Raw genomic sequence first — 21661 nt, 5'->3', positions numbered from 1 at the left:
TATGCGAAACAAGTCCAAGCGCGGGGTCGGAGCAGAGTTCCGGGCCGTGGTGTGGATGGTCCGACACCCCGGCTCGGTTGCCACCCCGGCCGCGCTCACCGCGTCCCTGTCCTACCTCGGTCCGAGTCTCACCGGAACGGTTCTCGGTGGTGTCACCGCTGGCTCGGTCGGCTGGTACCGAGCACACCCGGACACCTTCGACCACTACGCCGCCCCGGTGATCCGGTCCTGGCAACGTCGCTGGGCCGGGGCGTACACCGGTCGCCGCTGGGCGGACCTCATGGGCGCGTGCCAGTTGACCCGCGAACACCACCGGACCGGCCGCACCCTCGTTCCGCGCGTGCTCAAGGTTCGGTCGTGGTCGGCATCGATCGACACGGTCCGGGTCAAGCTCGTCCCCGGTCAGGCGTTGCGGGCGTTCGTCGCCCAGGTGGACGAGTTGGCGGCCACGCTTAAAGCGGAGCGGGTCGCCGTGGAACGCGGTAAGCCTGGTGAGGTCGTGTTGATCATCCAGCGTGACGAACCGTTCGACCAGGTCATAGCCGCCCCGGCATTGCCGGAAGAGTGCTCCGCGGTCGACCTGCGGGCGCTGTGCCTCGGGGAGACCGAACTCGGCACCGACTGGAACGAACCGTTGGCGGGAACGCACCACCTGACGGCCGGTGCGACCGGTTCGGGCAAGAACTCGGTGGCCAACGCCAAGCTCCGCGCAGTCGCTCCGCTCATCCGGGACGGCCTGGTCCGGCCGTGGGTGTGTGACCCGAAGCTGTTCGAGTTCGTCGCGCTCAAGCCGATCCTCGACGGCCGGTACGCCGATTCGGCGGAAGACTGCGCCGAGTTGATCGACGCGTTCAAAACCAACATGGAGCGCAAGCAGCGCCGGTTGCAACGTGCCGGAGTACGGTCCATGCCGGTCTCGCGGGAGCACCCGTTGGACTGGCTGATCATCGACGAGATCGGCTCGCTGCTGGCCTACCAACCCGAGTTCGCCCGCGAGATCACCGCTGTGTGCTCGGTCATCACCTCGATGGGCCGCGCCACCAACGACGTCCTCGACGCCTACGTGCAAGAGCCGTCCAAGGACGTCGTCCCGATCCGGGACCTGATCCCCAACCGGGTGTGCCTGCGAGTCACCTCGGAGCGGCACCCGGACATGGTCCTGGGCGACGGTGCCCGTGAACGCGGCGCTATCGCCGACCAGATTCCGGCCGACGAGTCCACGGCGGGCATCGGGTTCCGCGTGGACTCCCGCTCCCGCAACCCCAAGCGCGTCCGCGCTGCCTACACGACGAATGCGGACATCACCGAACTCGTCGAGTTCGTCAAAGCCGGTCCCAGCGACTCCGCAGCCGGTTCAGGCCTGCGCGTCGTCGCCTGACCTTCCCCTCACCACCTCGCCTCACTTCTGGAGGTTCCCTATGTCTGCCAACGATTCCCCGCGCTTTCTCGACCGGATCATGCGGGCCGTCCGGTCCACGATGCGTTCCAAAGGCCTGCCGCGTCCGGACCGGTTGGTGATCTCGACGCGGTCCCGCTCGGTGCACATGGAGTTCACCAGCGGAACCGCCCCCGACCGCCTGGCCGCACTGCTGCTCTGGTCGACCACCCTGGACGGCGTCTCCCTGGCATGGACCCACCAACCGCGTCACGAGGTCTCGGTAGCCGCCACCGGCCGCACTGCCGCCGGAATCTCCTTCGGGCTCGCGGCCTCGGCAACCGTCGCCGATCTGGACGGTCACCCCGGCGTGGATCGGGGCAAGCCTGTGGTGGTGCTGGCCGGGGTGTTCCGGCTCGCGCCGTGCGTCGCCGAGTCCGTCACCTACGAGGATGTCGCCCGCCTGGTCCACCTTGGCCGCTCGGTGCTGGCTCGTCGCTCCGTCGCTGCGGGGGTAGCCGCGTGAACGCCAACGATCAGGCCAGCTACGCCGGTTACCGGGCCTTGATGCTCGTACTATTCGGCCGCTCAGGACAGCCCCCGGCCTGGCGCGCTCAAGCCGCGTGCGCTGGTCAGGACACCGAAGAGTTCTTCGACCCCAAGCGGATCGAGGACGTCAAGGACGGGTGCGCGGGCTGCCCCGTGCTCGCCGAGTGTCGCTCCGACCAACTCACGTGGGAAACCAGCGGCCAGGGGTCCCGCCGCTACTACGCCTCCGGGATCGTGGCTGGTCTGTCCGGGCCGGAGCGCAAGCGTCTGCACTACCCGCGCACCCCCGACCGCAAGGACGTGGCCTGATGCTCCAGTTCGCCGTCCCCGTCACTCTGCGCACCCTCGGCCGCCTGGCCGCGGTGGTCGCGGTCACCGTGCTGAGCCTGGCCGTCATGTACCTGGTCTGCGGCCTCGTCGGCGCGGCCGTGCTCCTGGTCCTGGTGCTCGTTCTCGGCAAGCTCCTCGTCAAAGCGGCCCGCGGCTCGTGACCCTCCACAACGAACACCAGGGGAGGTGAATCATGTTCGGCAAACCCAAGCAGCACAATGACAATCAGTTCGGTGAGACGCGTTCGGTGCGCAAGCTGCGGGCCAAGTTGGACGAGTCACACCAACTCCACCAGCTCACCGGGGACCCCCAACTCAACGCCGTGCAGGTCGACCGGTTCCGCACCTCGGTGACCCGGTGCATGTGGACGTTCCTCGCGGCGGGACTCGGGTTCACCACCACCGGTGTCCACGACTTCCTCGCCGGACACCTCGCCCCCGCTGACCCGATGTGGTGGGGAGCGTGGCTGGTAGAACCCGCGTTGGCGGGCATCCTGATCACGCTCCTGCGGTGGGAAGCCGAGATGATCTCGCGCGGCATCTCCGCCACCCACCAGACCGTGACCCGGCTCAAGCGGGTGCTTCTCGGGGCCACGCTGGTCACCAACGTGTGGTCCTCGGTCCGACCACCCTCGGGGCCGATCAACCACGGGATGGTGTTCCTGCACCTGGTCATCCCGCTGGTGGTCTACCTGATCGCCGAAGTCATGCCGATCATCCAACAACGCTGCACGGCCGCGCGGAACCAGGCGCTCAACGCCGCACCAACGTTGGTTGCTGACCAGCCGCGACCTGACGTGCCCGAACCCAAGTCCGCGGTGAGTGCCCCGATTCGGCTGCGACTTCCGGCACCCATGATCGAGGCCCTGCGCGTCAAGCGGGATCAAGTCGACGCGCTCGGTCGCGAACTCACCGCCCAGGACGTGCAGGACGCCGTCAAGGTCGCCCCCGACTACGCCGCGCGCATCGTCCGGGAACTCGCCACCACCTGAACCACCCCCATCACCAGGGGCATGACCAACGCATCGGTCATGCCCCTGTGCGTTGCGCCCCAACGAAAGGAGGCCTCGCCTTGCTGACCCTGGAAGACCGCATCCACGCCCGACTCAAAGCCCCCGACTACCGCGAATGGCGAGACAAGGTCACCGCCATCGGCGGCTGCGCCGCACCAATCCGACTGTTCGGGGCGTGGCAACTCCACGACACCACCACCGGCTCGGTGATGGCCCACCTCGGCGGGGAAGTGTTCATCCCCTGCGGCAACCGCCGACAGAGCGTCTGCCCCACCTGCTCCGATCGCTACGCCGCCGACGCCTTCCACCTCATGCACGCAGGCCTCTCCGGCGGCTCCAAAGGCGTCCCGCTCGCGGTCTCGGAGAAGCCTCGGGTCTTTGCCACGCTCACGGCTCCGTCGTTCGGGCCCGTTCACAACCGGCGGACGCATCCCAAGAGCGGCAAGGCCATCCCTTGCGCTTGCGGGGCCTTCCACCACCCTGACGACCCGCGCGTCGGCGGGCCGCTGGACTTCGACACTTACGACTACGTCGGCGCGGTCTTGTGGCAGGCACACGCGGGCAAGCTCTGGCACCGGTTCACCATCGCCCTCAGGCGTGCCCTGGCGAACGCGGCGGGACTGACGGTCCGGGAGTTCAAGGACCACGCACGGGTCTCCTACGCCAAAGTCGCCGAGTACCAGCGGCGCGGCCTGGTTCACTTCCACGCCGTCATCCGCATCGATGGGCCAGACGGTCCCCACGACTCCACGCCCCGGTGGGCGACCACGAAACTCCTCGACCATTGCGTCAAGTCCGCGGCTGCCTCCGTGCTGCTGGAAACGGCACGACCTGACGGCCTGGTGCTGCCGCTGGTCTGGGGCAACCAGGTCGACGTCCGACCCATCCGCCCTACCTCCGCACACGAGGTCGAGGACGAGTCCGGGGCGATCAGCGAACACAGGCTGGCCGGGTACGTCGCCAAGTACGCGACCAAGGGCACCGGCAAGACCGAAGCGGCTGACCGGCCGATCCGCTCCCAACTGGAGATCGACTACCTCCGCGTCTCCGAGCACCACCGAGCCATGATCCAAACCGCCTGGAACCTCGGCGACCTGCCCTTTTACGAGGAACTGAACCTCAAGCGGTGGACGCACATGCTCGGCTTCCGCGGGCATTTCCTGACCAAGTCCAAGCACTACTCGACCACCTTCCAAGCCATTCGAGGTGAACGCCGTGCCTTCCGCGCACAGGAAACCCTCGACCGCCTCGGCCTGGAAGCCGACTCCGTCACGGTCGTCAACGACTGGGCCTACACCGGCTCCGGATACGCCAACGACGCCGAACGCGAACTGGCCTCGGCCGTCGCCGATCGACTCCGCGAACAACGACGCCGCAAGTACGAAAGGGAGGTACCGGCATGATTTCCGAACTGCCTGACCCGAACACCCTCATGACGGTCCCCGAATTCTGCTTGCTCGTCGGGGTCTCCAAAGACACGTTCTACAAGTGGCGGCAGATTCCCGGTGCCGCACCCCTCGCCCGAAAGCTGCCCAACGGGTCCCTGCGAATACTCGGCGCGGACTTCGCCGCTTGGCTCGACCGGCTGAGGAGTGATGCGGCATGAACCCTACGTTCAAGGTCTCTATCTGGGAAATCAAGACACTCAAGCCGGGTACGGACGGCAAGAAACGGCCGAAGCCCTACGGTGTCCGCTGGCTTACCGCTGGTAAAGAACACTCCGAGTGGTATCGGACCAAAGCTCTGGCCAATAACCGACGCTCGAACCTCATACAGGCCACGCAGAACGGTGAAGCGTTCGACATCAAGAGCGGTTTGCCCGAGTCAGAATTCAAGTTGCAGTCGGCGCGGTCACTCTTGCAGCTCGCACAAGAGTTCATCGGCGACGAATGGCAGGAATCCGCTCCGAACACCCGTAAGCGCTATGTCGACACGTTGGCGATCCCGGTAGCCGCGTTCGTGAACACCACGAAAGACGTGCCCGACGAACGGGCGCTGAGGCGGGTACTCACCACCTGCCTGCTACCGCTGAACCAGCGTGACCGCGTGCTGACGCCCGAGGAATCGACGATCGTCGAGTGGATCAAGTCCGCCTCACGACCGGTGCGGGAGCTGGCGAGCAAGGTCGAGACGGCGAACCTGCTGCGGGCGGTTGCGAAGAACCTCGGCGGGAAGTCCGCGGCGGCCTGGACCACGCGCACACGTCGTGGCGTGTTGCACCACCTCCTGTCCTACGCGGTGGATGCCGAAGAACTCGTCGCCAACCCCGTAACGGGGCTGAGGGCCAGCGTGCAGCGAGGGAACAGCGAGGTTGATCCACGGGCGGTGCTCAACACTCGGCAGGCGCCTCAGCTCCTCTCAGCGGTCACCTACGCGGGGACGAAGCGCGGTCAGTACGACTATCTGTACGCGTTCTTCGCGGTGATGTACTACGGCGCTCTTCGGCCGTGCGAGGTGAACCGGATCAGGGAAGTCGACTGCGAGCTGCCCGAAACAGGATGGGGCGAGTTGCTGCTGTCGAAGTCGGCTTCCCGCTCGAACGCCCGGTACATCGACTCGGGCGAACTCTGGGAAGAGCGCAACCTGAAGCGGCGGGCTGAGGGGGCGGTTCGACCAGTGCCGATTCCGCCCGTGCTGGTTCGCATCCTGCGGTGGCATCTGAAGACCTTCGGCACCACGGCTGATGGGCGTCTGTTCCGCGGGACGATCAGCGGCGGTCCGGTGAGCGCGACCGTCTACACGGACGCCTGGCGCAAGGCCCGCAAGATCGGGTTGTCGCCGCTTCAAGAGGCGTCGCCGTTGGCCGGTGATCCGTACGACCTCCGACACGCCGCGGTCTCGACCTGGCTCGCTGCCGGGGTGTCCCCTGCTGAGGTGGCCGAACGCGCTGGCCACACGGTGGACGTATTGCTCAAGGTATACGCGAGGGTGCTCGACGGCCAGCGGGAGACGTCGAACAAGCGGATCGATGAACTGCTGGATGACGAGTCGTAGGCATGTCTGCCCAGGTAGAGTGATCGAAAAGGCCCCCGGCGATGATCTTGCCGGGGGCCTTTCCTGTTCCGTGCATGTTCCGTGAGCCGTGGCAGGACGCCGCAGTCAGCGGCAGACAGTCACCTTGAGCCAGCTAGCCCAGCGGCATCATCTGCGCTGATCAGCGGCACTATTCGCTCTCAACCAGCAACTACGGAGCGTGGCGAAAACCGCCAGTTCAGCCCCTCAGTTCCATCGTGCAGCACTTCGGACCGCCGCCGGACTTCCGGAGTTCCGAGATGTCCACCAGCACGGGTTCGAAGCCGTGGGCCTTCACCTGGGTTGCCAGGTCGGTTGCCTCGATCGGCAGGAACACGTGGCGGCCGTCTGAGACGGCGTTGATGCCCAGGCAGGCGGCGTCGGCCGCGGTGGCGATGATGGCGTTGGGGAACAAGCGGCGGAGGACTCGTTGGGAGCCTTCGGAGAAGGCGTCCGGGTAGTACGCGACCAGAGGGGTTGGGGACTGGTCGTCTAGGACGACCAGGGCTACGTCCAGGTGGTAGTAGCGGGGGTCGATGAGGTGTAGGGAGACGACCGGTACGCCCAGTACCTCCTGTGCTTCGGCGTGGGCGGAGGGGTCGGTGCGGAAGCCTGTTCCGGCCAGCAGGAGGGTGCCGGTCCAGGCGAAGTCGCCTTCGGCCTCGTTCGTGCGTTCCGGCATGACGACGTGGCGGTAGCCGTTGTCGAGGAACCAGCGGCGGAAGTGGTCGGCTTCGGCCGCGCGTTGTTCGGCGCGGAAGCGGGAGCCCAGTACGCGGCCGTCGACGACGGTGCCGGAGTTGGCGGCGAACACCATGTCCGGCAGGCCCGGCTGGGGTTCGATGACCTCGACCTGGTGGCCCGCGGCCTCGTAGGCGTCCTTCAGCGCGGTCCACTGGGCCATCGCCAGGTCCGTGTTCGTCGGCTGGGTCGGATCCATCCACGGGTTGATCGAGTACTCGACCGTGAAGTACTCCGGCGGGCACATGAGGTACCTGCGGGTGGTCGGTACGCGCAGGGGCGCGGCGGACGCGCCTAGGTCCAGTACCAGCGGCTCGTCGCCGGGGCCCAGAATGGATACCGAGGTCATGGATCGAAATGTAGATGGCCGGCTGACCCTCGATCAACGCCACAATATTGCGTCTTTTAGGGCACTATGTTGCGTGTGGACACCATCGACCATCGAATCATTTCGTGCCTCATGGCCAACGCCCGATCGAGTTACGCGGACATCGGGAACGTGGTGGGGCTGTCCGCGCCCGCAGTGAAGCGGCGGGTGGACAAGCTGCTCGACACCGGGGTGCTGCGCGGGTTCACGGCGGTGGTGGACCCGGAGCAGCTCGGGTGGGGCACCGAGGCGTTCGTGGAGGTGCACTGCCGGGGCAACGTGTCGCCGAGCGACATCCAGAACCGCCTGGAGCCGATGGCCGAGGTGATGGCGGCCTACACGGTGTCCGGCGCGGCGGACGCGATCGTGCACCTGCGGGCGGCGAGCATCCACCACCTCGAAACGGCGCTGGAACGGCTGCGGGCCGTCGAGATCATCGACCGGACGGTGTCGACGGTGGTGCTGTCCCGGCTGCTCGACCGGCCGCCGGCACCGTAGACCCGGCCGTCTCCGTAGAGTCGGCGGCATGGCTGAGGTGACCCTGGAGAGCTCCGACCGCGTCGCGGTGATCACCGTTCGGGATCCCGAACGGCGCAACGCGCTGACGCTGGAGCTGTCCGACCAGCTCGCCGAGGCCGTCGCGGCCTGCGAACGGGACCCCGAGGTGCACGCGGTCGTCGTGACGGGCGCCGCTCCCGCGTTCTGCGCGGGGGCGGACCTGACGGCGCTGGGCGAGGCCAAGGAGGAGGGACTTCGGCAGATTTACGCCGGCTTCCTCGCCGTGGCGGGCTGCTCGCTGCCGACGATCGCGGCGGTCAACGGCGCGGCGGTCGGCGCCGGGCTGAACCTGGCGCTGGCGTGCGACGTCCGGGTCGCGGGCCCGAAGGCGCGGTTCGACGCGCGGTTCCTCCAGCTCGGCATCCACCCCGGCGGCGGGATGACGTGGATGCTGCAACGGCTGGTCGGGCCGCAGACGGCGACGGCGATGACGCTGTTCGGGCAGGTCCTGGACGCGGACGAGGCCGTGCGGACCGGCTTGGCGTACACCCGTTCGGGTACGGACGTGGTCGCCGCCGCGCGGGACCTGGCGAAGGCCGCGGCCGACGGTCCGCGGGAACTGGTCCGGACCATCAAGGCGTCGATGCGGACGACGGCGGTGCTCGACGACCACGCCGAGGCCGTGACCACCGAACTCGCCCCGCAGGTGGTGTCGATCGAGTCGCCGGAGTTCGCGGCCAGGCTGGCGGCGCTGAAGGACAAGATCAGCGGGCGCCCCTAAATCTACCCGTTACCGAAAGTACCTGTTACCAGCGGTACGCCAATCGGGCGTACCGCTGTGACCTGCGCCGCCTTTGGCCGCGGGCGGATGGCGTCGTGCCTACCGTCGAGAGCACCGGCGGTCCACCGGGTGAGTCAGGGGTTCCCGACCAGTGGTACGCGGGCGACCGTTGCTTTAACACAAACGACTACCCTCGCAACTGCACATGTGATGCGGGACAACAGTTCGGCCTGTCCACGAAGAGAGGGATCGGCGTAGGAGATGACTACCGACCTGGGTAACGGCGCTGCGCCTGGAGCCCCCGAAACACGCAAGCTGGATCGAGTGGTGATCCGGTTCGCCGGGGACTCCGGTGACGGCATGCAGCTCACCGGTGACCGATTCACCTCCGAGGCCGCCGCCTTCGGCAACGACCTGGCGACACAGCCGAACTTCCCCGCCGAGATCCGGGCGCCCCAAGGCACCCTGCCCGGCGTGTCGTCGTTCCAGCTCCACTTCGCGGACTACGACATCCTCACCCCCGGCGACCGCCCCGACGTGCTCGTGGCGATGAACCCGGCGGCGCTCAAGGCGAACATCAAGGACCTGCCCAAGGGCGGGATCCTGATCGTCAACACGGACGAGTTCAGCAAGCGCAACCTGACCAAGGTCGGGTACGCGGCCAACCCGCTCGAGGACGACTCGCTGGCCGACTTCCAGGTGCACGAGGTCGCGATGGCGACCATCACGATCGGCGCGCTGGAGGAGACCGGGCTCGGCAAGAAGGACGCCGAGCGCGCGAAGAACATGTTCGCGCTGGGCCTGCTGTCGTGGATGTACCACCGGCCGACCGAGGGCACGGAGCGGTTCCTGCGCGAGAAGTTCGCGAAGAAGCCGGACATCGCCGAGGCCAACGTCCTGGCGTTCCGCGCGGGCTACTACTACGGCGAGACGACCGAGTCGTTCGCGGTGACCTACGAGGTCGCCCCGGCGAAGCTGAACACCGGCACCTACCGCCAGATCACCGGCAACACGGCGCTGGCGTACGGCCTGGTCGCGGCGGGCCAGCAGGCCCGGCTGCCGATCGTGCTCGGCACGTACCCGATCACCCCGGCGTCGGACATCCTGCACGAGCTGAGCAGGCACAAGAACTTCGGCATCACGACGTTGCAGGCCGAGGACGAGATCGCGGGCATCGGCGCGGCGCTCGGGGCCTCGTACGGCGGCGCGCTCGGCGTGACGTCGACGTCCGGTCCCGGTGTGGCGCTCAAGTCGGAGACCATCGGCCTCGCGGTGATGACCGAGCTGCCGCTGCTGATCATCGACGTGCAGCGCGGCGGCCCGTCGACGGGTCTGCCGACCAAGACCGAGCAGGCCGACCTGCTCCAGGCGATGTTCGGCCGCAACGGCGAGTCGCCGGTGCCGATCGTGGCGCCGCAGTCGCCGTCCGACTGCTTCGACGCCGCGATGGACGCGGTGCGGATCGCGCTCACGTACCGAACGCCGGTGCTGCTGCTGTCCGACGGCGCCATCGCGAACGGCTCCGAGCCGTGGCTGATCCCGGACGTCGACGAGCTGCCCGACCTGTCGGTGGAGTTCGCGACCGAGCCGAACGCGACCGACGGTTCCGGCGAGTTCTGGCCGTACGTGCGCGACCCGGAGACGCTGGCCCGCCCGTGGGCGATCCCCGGCACCCCCGGTCTCCAGCACCGCATCGGCGGTCTGGAGAAGGCGGAGAACACCGGCAACATCTCCTACGAACCGGAGAACCACGACCGGATGGTGCGGCTGCGCCAGGCCAAGGTCGAGGGCATCGAGGTGCCGGACGTGGTCGTGGACGACCCGACCGGCGACGCCAAGGTGCTCGTCGTCGGCTGGGGTTCCTCGTACGGCCCGATCGGTGCCGCGGCCCGCCGCGTCCGCAAGCTGGGCCTGCCGGTGGCGCACGTGCACCTGAGGCACCTCAACCCGTTCCCGAAGAACCTGGGGGACGTGCTTTCCCGCTACGACAAGGTGATCGCGCCGGAAATGAACCTCGGCCAGCTCGCGTTGCTCCTCAGGGCGAAGTACCTCGTGGACGTGCAGAGCTACACCAAGGTGCAGGGCCTGCCGTTCAAGGCCGAGGAGCTCCAGGACGTGCTCGCCGAAGTGATCAAGGGGGTTGGAGCGTGACAGCGATCGACCTGGGACTCCCCGCGCTGGGTGGGCTCGACGGGGTTCCCACGACGGACGAACCGCAGAAGGCCAAGGACTACAAGTCGGACCAGGAGGTCCGCTGGTGTCCCGGCTGCGGCGACTACATCGTGCTCAACGCGGTGCAGTCGTTCCTGCCCACACTGGGGCTCAAGCGCGAGAACATCGTGTTCGTGTCGGGCATCGGCTGCTCCAGCCGGTTCCCGTACTACATGAACACCTACGGGATGCACTCGATCCACGGCCGCGCCCCGGCCATCGCGACCGGTCTCGCCGTCGCCAGGCCGGACCTGTCGGTGTGGGTCGTGACCGGTGACGGCGACGCGCTGTCCATCGGCGGCAACCACCTGATCCACACGTTGCGGCGCAACGTGAACCTGAAGATCCTGCTGTTCAACAACCGGATCTACGGCCTGACCAAGGGGCAGTACTCCCCCACGTCGGAGACCGGCAAGATCACCAAGTCGACGCCCGTCGGCTCGCTGGACCACCCGTTCAACCCGGTGTCGCTGGCACTGGGCGCGGAGGCCAGCTTCGTCGGCCGAGCGCTGGACTCGGACAAGAAGGGCCTCACCGAGGTGCTCCGGCAGGCCGCCGAGCACCGCGGGTCGGCACTGGTGGAGATCTACCAGAACTGCCCGATCTTCAACGACGGCGCGTTCGACGTGCTCAAGGACGCCGACGACGCCAAGCGGCGGATCATCAACCTGGAGCACGGCAAGCCGATCACGTTCGGCCTCGAAGCCGAGTACGGCGTCGTGAAGTCCGGGTTCGCGGGCCTGGAGATCGCAAAGGTCTCCGAGGTCGGCATGGAGAACGTGGTCGTGCACGACGCCACGCTCGAAGACCCGTCGTACGCGTTCGCGCTGTCCCGGCTGTCGGCGCAGGACCTCTCGCACACCGTCACGGGCGTGTTCCGCAACGTCAAGCGGACCACGTACGACGACGCCGCGCGCGACCAGGTCGAGCAGGCGAAGGCGGCCAAGAAGGCCGACCTCCGCGCCCTGCTGCACGGCAAGGACACCTGGACCGTGCTCGGGGACTGAGTACCCGACGCGAAAGGCCCCCTCCACCGCGGTGGAGGGGGCCTTTTCCGTTCGAGCTACTGGGCCGGGCGGAAACCGGCCTTCTGGGCGTCGGCCTCGGTGCGGAACCAGACGTCGGCCCTGGTGCCGTCGAAGTCGGACGAGCCGGGCCGGAAGTAGCGGCGGCCGGTCAGGGTCGCCTTCACCTCGAAGTCGGCGGCGGGCGCGTGGCCGTCGGACTTGGGCAGCACCGACCCCGGACCGAACGGCGAGCGCGGGTTGAAGCCCTCCGGCTGCTGGAACCTGGGCGCGACCGGCGCGGGCGCCTCGCTGCGACCGCCCGTGGACGGGCTGAAACCCACCGGACGGGGCCGGAGCGGCTTCTTCGGGAGAGGAGGCTGGGCGACCGGCTGCGGCGGCCCCAGCAGCGGCGGGGACGTCATGGGCGGCGGACCGCCCGCCGGGCGCTGCGGACGCACCGGGAGGCCGTTGGAGCCGCGCGCCAGCAGTTCCGGCGCCAGGGTCGGCACGAACGGCTGGTCGTCCGTCGGCGGTAGCTGCCGGACGGTCTCCTGGGGCTGCGGGTCGTCGTCCGACTCGTCCAGGATGGGCTCGAACAGCGACCTGGGGCGCTCGGCGGCCGGTTGGGCCGGAGCGGACTTCGACGCCTTCGGCGCGGGCGGTGCGGCGGCCTCGGCCTGCTGGGGCGCGAAGAAGTTCGCGGCGGCCGGGCGCTTCTCGACCGCCGGGGTCTCGACGGGCTCCTGCTTGGTCGGGAAGAAGTCGGCGGGCTCGGCCGGGGTTGCCGCCGGGGCCTCTGCGGCGGGCTGCTCCGGCTCGGCGGAACGCGGCTCGACCGGCGGGAACCCGGTGGCCGGGCGGGGTTCCTGGGCCGCGGGCTGGACGGGCTCGGCAGCGCGGGCCGCGGGGGCGACCTCGGCAGCGCGCAACGCGGCTTCCTGGACGGCGCGGAAATCGGTCTCGCGCGACTCGTCACGCGAACCGGCGTCACCCGCCTGAGCAGCGCGGAAATCAGTGCCGCGCGACTCCGCGTCACCCGACTCGCCACGGGAGGTGGTCCCCTGGGCGTCGGCCCCGCGCGGAGCGGCCTGGGCGGCGCGGAAGTCGGCACCGCGCGACTCGGCGTCCCGCGACTCGGTGACGGGTGGTTCGACGACGAGCGGTTCAGCCACGGGCGACTCGGCGACGGGCGGGTCGGCCGCGGGCGTCCCGGTGGGCTCGTCCGGGTCGTCGCGGCGGTAGTCCGGGTCGTCCAGCTCGACGCCGAGCTGCCCCTTGCTGGAGGCGATGTCGTCGGTGACGATCGGGAACTGGCCGGTCAGGCTGTGCTCGGGCCACGACTCGCGTTCGGCTTCCCGACGGGCGTCGGCGGCCGCCGAGGCGCTCGCGGCCTCAGCGGCACTCGCGGCGTCGGCGGCGTCGAGGGCCCGCTGGAGTTCACCCGCGGGGATGACCGAGGTCTCCTCGGCAGCCGTCTCGGCGGGGACCGAGCCCTCGGCCGGGTCGGCGGCGGGAACGGTGTCGTCGGCGGCGAAGTCCTCTTCGCGCTCGTCCAGCAGCTCGGCCTCGTGCACGGACTCGGCGGGCTCGGCGGACTCGTCGACGTCGGGCCGCTCTTCCTCCTCCTCGCGCCACACCTCGCGCGGGTGCCACTCCTCGACCTCCGGCGGCGCGGTCGGCTCCTCCACCGCCGGGGCGAGGTCCGGGGCGACCGGCGGCAGGTAGCGGGTGCGGTCCGCGGGGATCTCGGGCACGTCGGGCTGCTCGTCCAGGTCCGCGCGCCGGAAGACCGTCGACTCCTGCTCCGGGTTCAGCGGGACGGGCTCGGCCTGGACCTCCTCGGGGGCGAGCCGCTGGAACAGGCTGCGCGGCTTCTCCTCCTCCGGCACGTCCACGGGCTCGACGACGCGCGTCGGCTCGGAGTTCTCCGGGATGCGGGTGAGCGCCGGGGGCAGCTCGTCGTAGTCCGGCTCCGGCTGCGGCTCGGGTTCGGGCTCCATCGGCCTGCCGAACGCGCTCGCCGGCACGAACGCGCCGACGTCGTTGTTCACCTGCTCGGAGGCGTTGAACGCGGGCGGGGGGTCCATCGACCGGGGCGGCTCGACCAGGCGCTGCGGCTCCAGCGGGCGCGGCGGTTCCGCAGGGCGCGGCGGCTCGTAGGCCCGCGGCTGCTCGTAGGCCTCCTGGCCGGGGCCCTGCGGCCACATCTGGTCCGGCACCGGCGGCGGCACGGCCAGCAGCGGGTCGGAGTTCGCGCGGGCACCGACGTGCCAGTCGTCGAACTCCTCGTCGCGCATCGGCGACGACACCGGTGAAGGCGGGGCCTGGGGCTGCGACCTCGCGGGTCCGGCTGGGGCGCTGAGCCTGTTCGCCTCCAACTCGGCGAGCCGCTGCTTGGCCGGTCGAACCTGCACCAGCCAGGTCACCAGCACACCGGCCACGAAGGACAGCAGGCTCCACAGCCAGACCTGCCCGAAGAGCGACACCACTGGAAGTTCCTCCAACTGGCAAGTCCTGTTACGCCTCGACGCGCTCCGCACGCCGAGCTGTTCACCCGGTAGTGGAAGCGGTGCCAAACTACCCTGACCTCGCGGTCAAGCGCGGTCGGCCGTCCACTCGCGCACGGATCTGTCGATACTAGGCCACTCGACGCAACTGACCAGGTCAAAGCGATCCACGTCGCGGCGTAGAGTGCGGCGAGTGCCATCGTTGACCAACCCGGCCACCACTTCGGTGGAAGTTCACCGCCCCGATCGGGGCATCGCCTACGGGGTGGGCGCGTACGGGCTCTGGGGTGTCGTCCCCGCGTACTGGCCCCTCCTTCTCCCCGCCTCCTCGGTCGAGACGCTGGCCCACCGGGTCGTGTGGTCACTCGTGGTGATGGCGGGCATCACCCTCGCGCTCGGCCAGTGGGGCGTGCTGCGCCGCCTGTCGGCCAAGGGCTGGCTGATGGTCGCGGGCGCCTCGGTGCTGATCGCGATCAACTGGGGCTTCTACATCTACGCCGTGAACACCTCCCACGTCGTGGAGGCCTCCCTCGGCTACTTCATCAACCCGCTGGTCAGCGTCCTGCTCGGCGTGCTGGTGCTGAGGGAACGGCTGCGGCTGCCGCAGGTCGCCGCGCTGGGGATCGCCGTGGTGGCGGTCGTCGTGCTGGCCGTCGACTACGGCTCGCTGCCGCTGCTCTCGCTGACGCTGGCCTGCTCGTTCGGCCTCTACGGGCTGCTCAAGAAGACCGTCCCGCTGGACTCCACCACCAGCCTCACCGGCGAGAGCATCGTGCTGGCCCCGCTCGCCATCGGCTACCTGGTCTGGCTGGGCGTGACCGGCGTGGGCACGTTCACCAGCCACGGGGTCGGGCACGCGCTGCTGCTGGCGTCGGCGGGCGTGGTCACGGCCGTGCCGCTGATGCTGTTCGGCGCCGCGGCGCGGAAGGTGCCGCTGAGCACCCTGGGGATGCTCCAGTACCTGACGCCGGTGCTCCAGTTCTGCTGGGGCGTGTTCGTGATGCACGAGACCATGACGCCGGTCCGCTGGCTGGGCTTCGCCCTGGTGTGGGTCGCGCTGCTGGTGTTCACGCTCGACGCGGCCCGCGCGGGGCACCGGGCGCGCCGGGACGCGGCGGTCGACCCCGCTCCCGAGTGCCGCTAGGACCCGGAGGTCCCGGCGGCGGCCTCGGGGTCAGTGCGAACGGGCGACGACGTACTCGCTGAGCGACTCCAGCGCGTCGCGGGCGGAACAGGCGGGCAGCTTGCCCAGCGCGGCGCGGGCCTCGTCGGCGTACTCGTCCAACGTCGTGCGGGCCTTCACCAGGCCGGACGACTCCCGCAGCAGCGCGAGCGCCTCGTCGACCTCGGCGTCGTCGGTGAGGGGAGCGGCCAGCAGCCGCCCCAGCCTGGTGCTCTCGGCACCGGGCTCGGCCAGCGCGTACAGCATCGGGAGCGTCTTCACGCCCTCGCGCAGGTCCGTGCCGGGCGTCTTGCCCGACTCCTCCGTCGGCGACGCGATGTCGATCACGTCGTCGGAGATCTGGAACGCCGCCCCGATCACGTCGCCGTAGGCGCGCAGCGCGTCGGTCTGCTCCTCGTCCATGTCGGAGAACATCGCGCCGAAGCGCGCCGCGGTCGCGATGAGCGACCCCGTCTTCTCCTTGATGGTCTTGAGGTAGTGCTCGACGGGGTCCTCGCCCTCGCGAGGACCCATCGTCTCGCGCATCTGACCGGTGACCAGCTCGGAGAACGTCTCCGCGATGATCCGCGCCGCCACCGTGCCCAGGTCGGCGGTGAGCGCCGACGCGTGCGCGAACAGGTAGTCACCGGTCAGGATGGCGATGCTGTTGTCCCACTTGGCGTTGGCGCTGACCGCGCCCCGCCGCATGGTCGCCTCGTCCATCACGTCGTCGTGGTAGAGCGTCGCGAGGTGCGTCAACTCGACGACCGCGGCCGCCTTGATGACGTTCTCCCGGTCCCACGCCCCGGTGAACTGGGAGGCGATCAGGGTGAACAGCGGGCGAATCCGTTTGCCGCCCGCGTCCACGAGGTGCAGGGACGTCTCCATCACCGGGTGGAACTCGCTCTGCACGACTCTGCGCAGCAGCTCCTCCACCTCGGCGAGGCCGTCCTGCACCACCTCCGCCAGCACAGGGTCGACGAACTGGAACCCTGTCCCCACCTGCTCGCTACTGGTCACCCTTGAAGCCTACGTACCACTAGAAGATGAAGCCGCCTGCCCCCGCCCAATCGAGGGCGAAGGAGGGCCAGACGCCCAGGACGAGCGTGATCGCCGCGCCCAGGGTGATCGCCACCGTGGTGAACGCGCCGGGCACGGTCACCGTCGGGCCGTCGGGCGCGGGTTCGCTGAAGTACATGAGGACGATGACCCTCAGGTAGAAGAACGCCGCCACCGCGCTGGCCACCAGCGCGACCACCACGAGCGGCGCGAGGCCGTCCTCGATGGCCGCCGCGAACACCACGAACTTGCCCACGAAACCACTCGTCAGGGGGATGCCCGCCAACGCGAGGAGCAGGAACGTGAAGACGCCCGCGAGCACCGGGGACCTCTTCGCGAGCCCCGCCCACTGGGACAGGTGGGTCGCTTCGCCGTCGGCGTTGCGCACCAGGCTGATCACGCCGAACACGGCGATCGTGGTGAAGCCGTAGGCCAGCAGGTAGAACAGCGTGCCGGACAGGCCCTGCTCGGTCAGCGAGATCGACCCGATCAGCAGGAAGCCCGCGTGCGCCACCGAGGAGTACGCGACCATGCGCTTCACGTCGGTCTGGGTGAGGCCGAGCACCGCGCCGATGACCATCGAGGCCACGGCGACGCCCCACAGGACGCCCCGCCACTCCCAGTTGGTCCGCTCGAACGCGACCGTCAGGACGCGCAGGATGCCGCCGAAGGCCGCGACCTTCGTGCAGGCCGCCATGAACGCCGTGATGGGCGTCGGAGCGCCCTGGTAGACGTCCGGGGTCCACGCGTGGAACGGGCCGACGGAGGCCTTGAACAGCAGGCCCACGACCAGCAGGCCGAAGCCCGCGAACAGCAGCGTGTCGGACTTGTCGCTGCCCGCCGTTGCGGTCGCGATGTCGGCCAGCTTCACGGAGCCCGCGTAGCCGTAGAGCAGCGCGAGGCCGTAGAGGAAGAACGCCGAGGCGAACGCGCCGAGCAGGAAGTACTTGACCGCCGCCTCCTGCGAGAGCAGGCGACGGCGCCGCGCGAGACCGCACATCAGGTACAGCGGCAGCGACAGCACTTCCAGCGCGATGAACATCGTCAGCAGGTCGTTCGCCGCGACGAACACCATCATCCCGGAGAGCGCGAACAGCGTCAGCGGGAAGACCTCGGTCTGCATGCCCGTGCGGGACGCCTGCGCGCGGTCCTGGACCGTGCCGGGGCGGACCGCGGCGTCGGCGACGAACGCGCCGCCGGGCTCGACGGACCGGTCCGCGATCAGCAGGACCGAGCCGAACGCCAGCAGCAGCAGCGTGACCCAGAGGAAGATCACCGGGCGGTCGACCGCGATGGCCTCCGACAGCGTGGTCACGCCCTGGGGCTTGTTGTCCTCACCGGCCGCGTAGATGCCGAGCGCGCCACCGGCGGCGACGAGGGCGAGCATGGTCAGGACGACCTGCGCCGCCCACCGCTGGTGCTTCGGCAGGAAAGCCTCGAACAGCACGGCGACGCAGGCGGCGCCGAGCACGATCAGGACCGGGGCGATGGCGCCGTAGAGGATCTCCGGCGGATCGATCGGCTGAATCTGGGCGAGGAACTTCACGTCACTTGCCTTCCTGCGCGACCGGGTCGGTCACGCCGACCTCGCTCAACGTCGCCCCGATCGACGGGGTGATCACGTCCAACACCGGCTTCGGGTAGAACCCGAGCACGAGGATCAGGGCCACCAGCGGCGCCAGCACGGCGATCTCCCGCTTGTCCAGGTCCTTGATCCCGGACCGCTCGGGGTCCTTCGCGGTTCCAGGGCCGCCCGCCACGGACAGCAGCGCCGTGCCGCGCACCGGGCCCTGGAAGACCCGCTGGTAGACCCACAGCACGTACAGGGCGGCGAGCACCATGCCGAGCGTGGAGACGATGGTGAACACCGGCTGGTTGGGGTACGAGCCGATGAGCACCAGGAACTCGCTCACGAACGAGTTCGTGCCGGGCAGCGCAAGCGAGGACAGACCGGCCACGAAGAACAGGCCGCCCAGCACCGGGGTCAGCTTCGCCATGCCGCCGTAGTCCTGGATGAGGCGGGAGCCGCCGCGCGACATCACCATGCCCACGACCAGGAACAGCATGCCGGTCGAGATGCCGTGGTTGACCATGTACAGCACCGCGCCGGTGCCCGCCTGCGAGCTGAACGCGAAGATGCCCAGCGCGATGAAGCCGAAGTGGGCGATCGAGGTGTACGCGACGAACCGCTTCATGTCCGTCTGGCCGACCGCGAGCAACGAGCCGTAGATGATGCCGACGACCGCGAGCGACAGCACGACGGGCGCGAGTTCCTTGCTGGCCGCCGGGAACAGCGGCAGGCAGTAGCGCAGGAAGCCGAACGTGCCGATCTTGTCCAGGATGCCGACGAGCAGCACACCGGCGCCGACGGGCGCCTCGGCACCGGCGTCCGGCAGCCAGGTGTGCAGCGGCACCAGCGGGGCCTTGATCGCGAAGGCGATGAAGAACCCGAGGAACAGCCAGATCTGCGTGGACGTCGGCGCGTCCTTCATGACCGTGACGAGCGTGGCCCAGTCGAGCGTGCCCTGGCCCAGCTTGTCCGCGCTGGTGACGTACAGGCCGATCACCGACGCGAGCATGATCAGCCCGCCCAGCAGCGAGTAGAGGAAGAACTTCATCGCCGCGTACTGCCGGTTCGGGCCGCCGAAGCGGCCGATCAGGAAGTACATCGGGACGAGGACGGCCTCGAAGAACACGTAGAACACGAACACGTCGGTCGCGGCGAACACGCCGACCATGCCGGTCTGCATCGCCAGCAGGAGCGAGAAGAACCCGCTCGCGCTGCGGCCCTCCGGCAGCTTGTCCGACCAGGCGCCGCCGATGACGACGGGCATCAGGAAGGCGATCAGCGCGATCATCACCAGCGCGATGCCGTCGACGCCGAACGACAGGTGCACCCCGAAGGTCGGGATCCACTCGGCCGAGCTGGTCAGTTGCAACCGGGCGCTCGACGACGGGTCGTACGCCACCCAGGCGACGACCGCCAGCGCGAGTTCCACGAGCGAGAACCCGAGCGCGACGAACTTCGCGGTCCGGTCGTTCCCCCGCAGGAAGGCCACCACCACGCTGCCGACCAGCGGCAGCAGGAGCAGCGCGATCAGCGTCCAGCTCACGAGAACCTCACCATCAGAAGCGCGCCCAGCACGCAGATCGCGCCCAGGAGCATGGAGAGCGCGTACGAGCGCACGAAACCGGTCTGGAGACGGCGCAACCGGCCGGAGCTACCGCCGAGCAGCGCGGCGGTCCCGTTGACGAGACCGTCGACGCCCTTGTTGTCCACGAACACGAGCGCGCGGGTCAGCCAGGTGCCCGGCCGCGCGAACAGCGCCTCGTTGAGCGCGTTGCCGTACAGGTCGGCGCGCGCGGCGCGGACCGGGAACGACACGCGCAGCGGGCGCGCGGTCGGCTGCGGCTTGCGGCCGAACAGCAGGAACGCGAGCGCGACGCCCACCAGCGACAGGCCGACGCTGAGGATGGCGACCATCGTGTGGTCGAGCACGCCGTGCGTCTCCTGCAACGGGCCGAGGGTCGGCTCCAGCCAGCCCGCGAGGCGCTCGCCGTTCTCCAGGAAGAAACCGGCGCCGACGGAGCCGACGGCCAGCACGATCATCGGGATCTTCATCGACCACGGCGACTCGTGCGGGTGGTACTCGCGACCGTCCTCGCTGGTCTTGAGCTCCTTCCAGCGCGGCTTGCCGAGGAAGACCAGGATCAGCAGGCGGGTCATGTAGAACGCGGTCAGCGCGGCGCCCAGCAGGGCGACACCGCCGAACACGTACCCGCGCCAGCCCGGCTCGCCGAAGGCGGCGGCGATGATGGCGTCCTTGGAGAAGAAGCCGGAGAACGGCGGGATGCCGATCAGCGCCAGGTAGCCGAGCGCCCACGTCGCGAACGTGACGGGCATGTACTTCGCGAGCCCGCCCATCCGGCGGATGTTGCCCTCGTCGTTCATGCCGTGCATGACCGAACCGGCGCCGAGGAACAGCCCGGCCTTGAAGAAGCCGTGCGTCAGCAGGTGCATGATGCCCAGCGCGTAGCCGACCGGGCCGAGGCCGACGGCCAGGATCATGTAGCCGATCTGGCTGACCGTCGAGTACGCGAGGACCTTCTTGAAGTCGTCGTACGCGCAGCCGATGATGCAGCCGATCAGCAGCGTGACGCCACCGATGATCATCACGACCAGTCGGCCGTCCGCGCTGAGGTTGTAGAGCGGGTTCGAGCGGGCGATGAGGTACACGCCCGCGGTCACCATCGTCGCCGCGTGGATCAGCGCCGACACGGGGGTCGGACCGGCCATCGCGTCCGGGAGCCAGGCCTGGAGCGGGAACTGGCCCGACTTGCCGCAGGCGCCGAGCAGGAGCAGCAGCGTGATCGCGAGGATCGAACCGGACGACAGCTCGTCCACCCGCGCGAACACCTCGCTGTACGTGGTGGTGCCCAACTCCTTGAACATGATGAAGATCGCGATGGCGAGACCCAGGTCACCGACCCGGTTCATCAGGAACGCCTTCTTCGCCGCGGAGGCCGCTTCCGGCTTGTACTGGTACCAGCCGATCAACAGGTACGAGGCGAGGCCCACACCCTCCCAGCCGAAGTACAGCGTCACGAACCCGTTGCCCAGCACCAGGAGCAGCATCGCCGACACGAAGAGGTTCAGGTAGGCGAAGAACTTGCGCCTGCCCTCCTCGTGCGCCATGTAGCCGATGGAGTAGATGTGGATCAGGGACCCGACACCGGTGATCAGCAGCACGAACGTCAACGACAGCGGGTCGATCCGCAGGCCGAACTCGACGTCCAGCGCGCCGACCGGGATCCAGTCGAACAGGTGGAGATCGCTCGTGCGCTCCTCGGGACCCTGACCCAGGGTCGTGAAGAACAGCGCGAGCCCGTAGCCGAACGCCGCGATGATCGTGGCGCAGCCCAGCAGGTGGCCCCACTTGTCGGCCCGCTTGCCAGCCAGCAGCAGCACGGCCGCACCGAACGCGGGCAGGGCTAGCAGCAACCAGGCGAAGCTCGCGAGCCCGCTGGCGGCAACTGATTCCGTCACCGG

19 protein-coding genes are annotated in these 21661 nt (G+C 69.1%); 13 read left to right on the top strand and 6 right to left on the bottom strand.

The genetic code is table 11. The features are described from left to right. Position 1 precedes the first annotated feature (1 nt). The 8 genes from NZH93_RS46865 to NZH93_RS46830 all read left to right on the top strand — a co-directional run bounded on the left by NZH93_RS46865 (position 2) and on the right by NZH93_RS46830 (position 6260). Positions 2-1378 carry an FtsK/SpoIIIE domain-containing protein gene (locus tag NZH93_RS46865; RefSeq protein WP_259629849.1) on the top strand — a complete coding sequence of 459 codons (1377 nt, stop codon included), beginning with the start codon at positions 2-4 and terminating at the stop codon, positions 1376-1378. A gap of 40 nt (positions 1379-1418) precedes the next feature. Then, the gene (locus NZH93_RS46860) at positions 1419-1901 is read left to right on the top strand and encodes a hypothetical protein (protein ID WP_259629848.1); all 483 of its coding nucleotides are present in this window, start codon (positions 1419-1421) and stop codon (positions 1899-1901) included. Beyond that, entirely contained in the window at positions 1898-2233 is a 336-nt protein-coding gene (locus tag NZH93_RS46855; protein WP_259629847.1) for a WhiB family transcriptional regulator, read from the top strand. The genes NZH93_RS46860 and NZH93_RS46855 overlap by 4 nt, the downstream gene beginning before the upstream one ends. After that, positions 2233-2415 carry a hypothetical protein gene (locus NZH93_RS46850; protein ID WP_259629846.1) on the top strand — a complete coding sequence of 61 codons (183 nt, stop codon included), beginning with the start codon at positions 2233-2235 and terminating at the stop codon, positions 2413-2415. The genes NZH93_RS46855 and NZH93_RS46850 overlap by 1 nt, the downstream gene beginning before the upstream one ends. 32 nt (positions 2416-2447) lie before the next feature. Beyond that, positions 2448-3245: a hypothetical protein gene (locus NZH93_RS46845; protein WP_259629845.1), complete on the top strand. Its 798-nt coding sequence runs from the start codon at positions 2448-2450 to the stop codon at positions 3243-3245. Positions 3246-3325: 80 nt separating this feature from the next. Then, the gene (locus NZH93_RS46840) at positions 3326-4669 is read left to right on the top strand and encodes a replication initiator (RefSeq protein ID WP_259629844.1); all 1344 of its coding nucleotides are present in this window, start codon (positions 3326-3328) and stop codon (positions 4667-4669) included. Continuing rightward, a complete protein-coding gene (locus tag NZH93_RS46835) occupies positions 4666-4872 on the top strand; it encodes a helix-turn-helix transcriptional regulator (RefSeq protein WP_259629843.1) in 207 nt (68 codons plus the stop codon). The genes NZH93_RS46840 and NZH93_RS46835 overlap by 4 nt, the downstream gene beginning before the upstream one ends. Next, positions 4869-6260 (top strand): site-specific integrase, encoded by a 1392-nt coding sequence (locus NZH93_RS46830; protein ID WP_259629842.1) that lies wholly within the window; start codon positions 4869-4871, stop codon positions 6258-6260. Before NZH93_RS46835 ends, NZH93_RS46830 begins: the two co-directional genes overlap by 4 nt. A gap of 217 nt (positions 6261-6477) precedes the next feature. Here NZH93_RS46830 and ddaH read toward each other — a convergent pair whose 3' ends face one another. Continuing rightward, positions 6478-7368, bottom strand: a complete 891-nt coding sequence (ddaH, locus tag NZH93_RS46825) for a dimethylargininase (RefSeq protein ID WP_372507019.1) — start codon at positions 7366-7368, stop codon at positions 6478-6480. 75 nt (positions 7369-7443) lie between these two features. Here ddaH and NZH93_RS46820 point away from each other — a divergent pair, with 75 nt between their 5' ends. From NZH93_RS46820 to NZH93_RS46805, 4 genes are all read left to right on the top strand, one after another. Beyond that, on the top strand, positions 7444-7884 hold the full coding sequence (locus tag NZH93_RS46820; protein WP_259629841.1) for an Lrp/AsnC family transcriptional regulator: 441 nt from the start codon (positions 7444-7446) through the stop codon (positions 7882-7884). A gap of 28 nt (positions 7885-7912) precedes the next feature. After that, complete coding sequence (locus NZH93_RS46815; protein WP_259629840.1) at positions 7913-8665, top strand: enoyl-CoA hydratase; 753 nt, start codon at positions 7913-7915, stop codon at positions 8663-8665. A gap of 261 nt (positions 8666-8926) precedes the next feature. After that, positions 8927-10816, top strand: a complete 1890-nt coding sequence (locus NZH93_RS46810; RefSeq protein WP_259629839.1) for a 2-oxoacid:acceptor oxidoreductase subunit alpha — start codon at positions 8927-8929, stop codon at positions 10814-10816. Beyond that, entirely contained in the window at positions 10813-11883 is a 1071-nt protein-coding gene (locus NZH93_RS46805) for a 2-oxoacid:ferredoxin oxidoreductase subunit beta (RefSeq protein WP_259629838.1), read from the top strand. Before NZH93_RS46810 ends, NZH93_RS46805 begins: the two co-directional genes overlap by 4 nt. Before the next feature lie 56 nt (positions 11884-11939). On the opposite strand, the gene NZH93_RS46800 is transcribed toward NZH93_RS46805, so the two are convergent. Beyond that, positions 11940-14387: a sunset domain-containing protein gene (locus NZH93_RS46800; RefSeq protein WP_259629837.1), complete on the bottom strand. Its 2448-nt coding sequence runs from the start codon at positions 14385-14387 to the stop codon at positions 11940-11942. Positions 14388-14583: 196 nt separating this feature from the next. On the opposite strand from NZH93_RS46800, the gene rarD reads away from it, so the two are divergent. Next, positions 14584-15534 carry an EamA family transporter RarD gene (gene rarD / locus NZH93_RS46795; protein WP_259629836.1) on the top strand — a complete coding sequence of 317 codons (951 nt, stop codon included), beginning with the start codon at positions 14584-14586 and terminating at the stop codon, positions 15532-15534. Positions 15535-15564: 30 nt separating this feature from the next. Here the strand turns inward: rarD and NZH93_RS46790 are convergent, their stop codons facing one another. From NZH93_RS46790 to nuoL, 4 genes are read right to left on the bottom strand one after another with little or no spacing between them, the layout of a single operon-like run. Beyond that, positions 15565-16572, bottom strand: a complete 1008-nt coding sequence (locus NZH93_RS46790; protein ID WP_259629835.1) for a polyprenyl synthetase family protein — start codon at positions 16570-16572, stop codon at positions 15565-15567. Between the two features lie 19 nt (positions 16573-16591). Further along, positions 16592-18157 (bottom strand): NADH-quinone oxidoreductase subunit NuoN, encoded by a 1566-nt coding sequence (gene nuoN, locus NZH93_RS46785; RefSeq protein WP_259629834.1) that lies wholly within the window; start codon positions 18155-18157, stop codon positions 16592-16594. 1 nt (position 18158) lies between these two features. Next, positions 18159-19724 carry an NADH-quinone oxidoreductase subunit M gene (locus tag NZH93_RS46780; protein WP_259629833.1) on the bottom strand — a complete coding sequence of 522 codons (1566 nt, stop codon included), beginning with the start codon at positions 19722-19724 and terminating at the stop codon, positions 18159-18161. Continuing rightward, a complete protein-coding gene (gene nuoL, locus NZH93_RS46775) occupies positions 19721-21658 on the bottom strand; it encodes an NADH-quinone oxidoreductase subunit L (RefSeq protein ID WP_259629832.1) in 1938 nt (645 codons plus the stop codon). Before nuoL ends, NZH93_RS46780 begins: the two co-directional genes overlap by 4 nt. Positions 21659-21661 lie beyond the last annotated feature (3 nt).

It is taken from the genome of Umezawaea endophytica (genome assembly GCF_025061645.1).
Taxonomy (GTDB): domain Bacteria; phylum Actinomycetota; class Actinomycetes; order Mycobacteriales; family Pseudonocardiaceae; genus Umezawaea; species Umezawaea endophytica.
The sequence above is the reverse complement of the archived record's forward strand: the minus strand, read 5'-3'. Positions and strand labels throughout refer to the sequence as shown.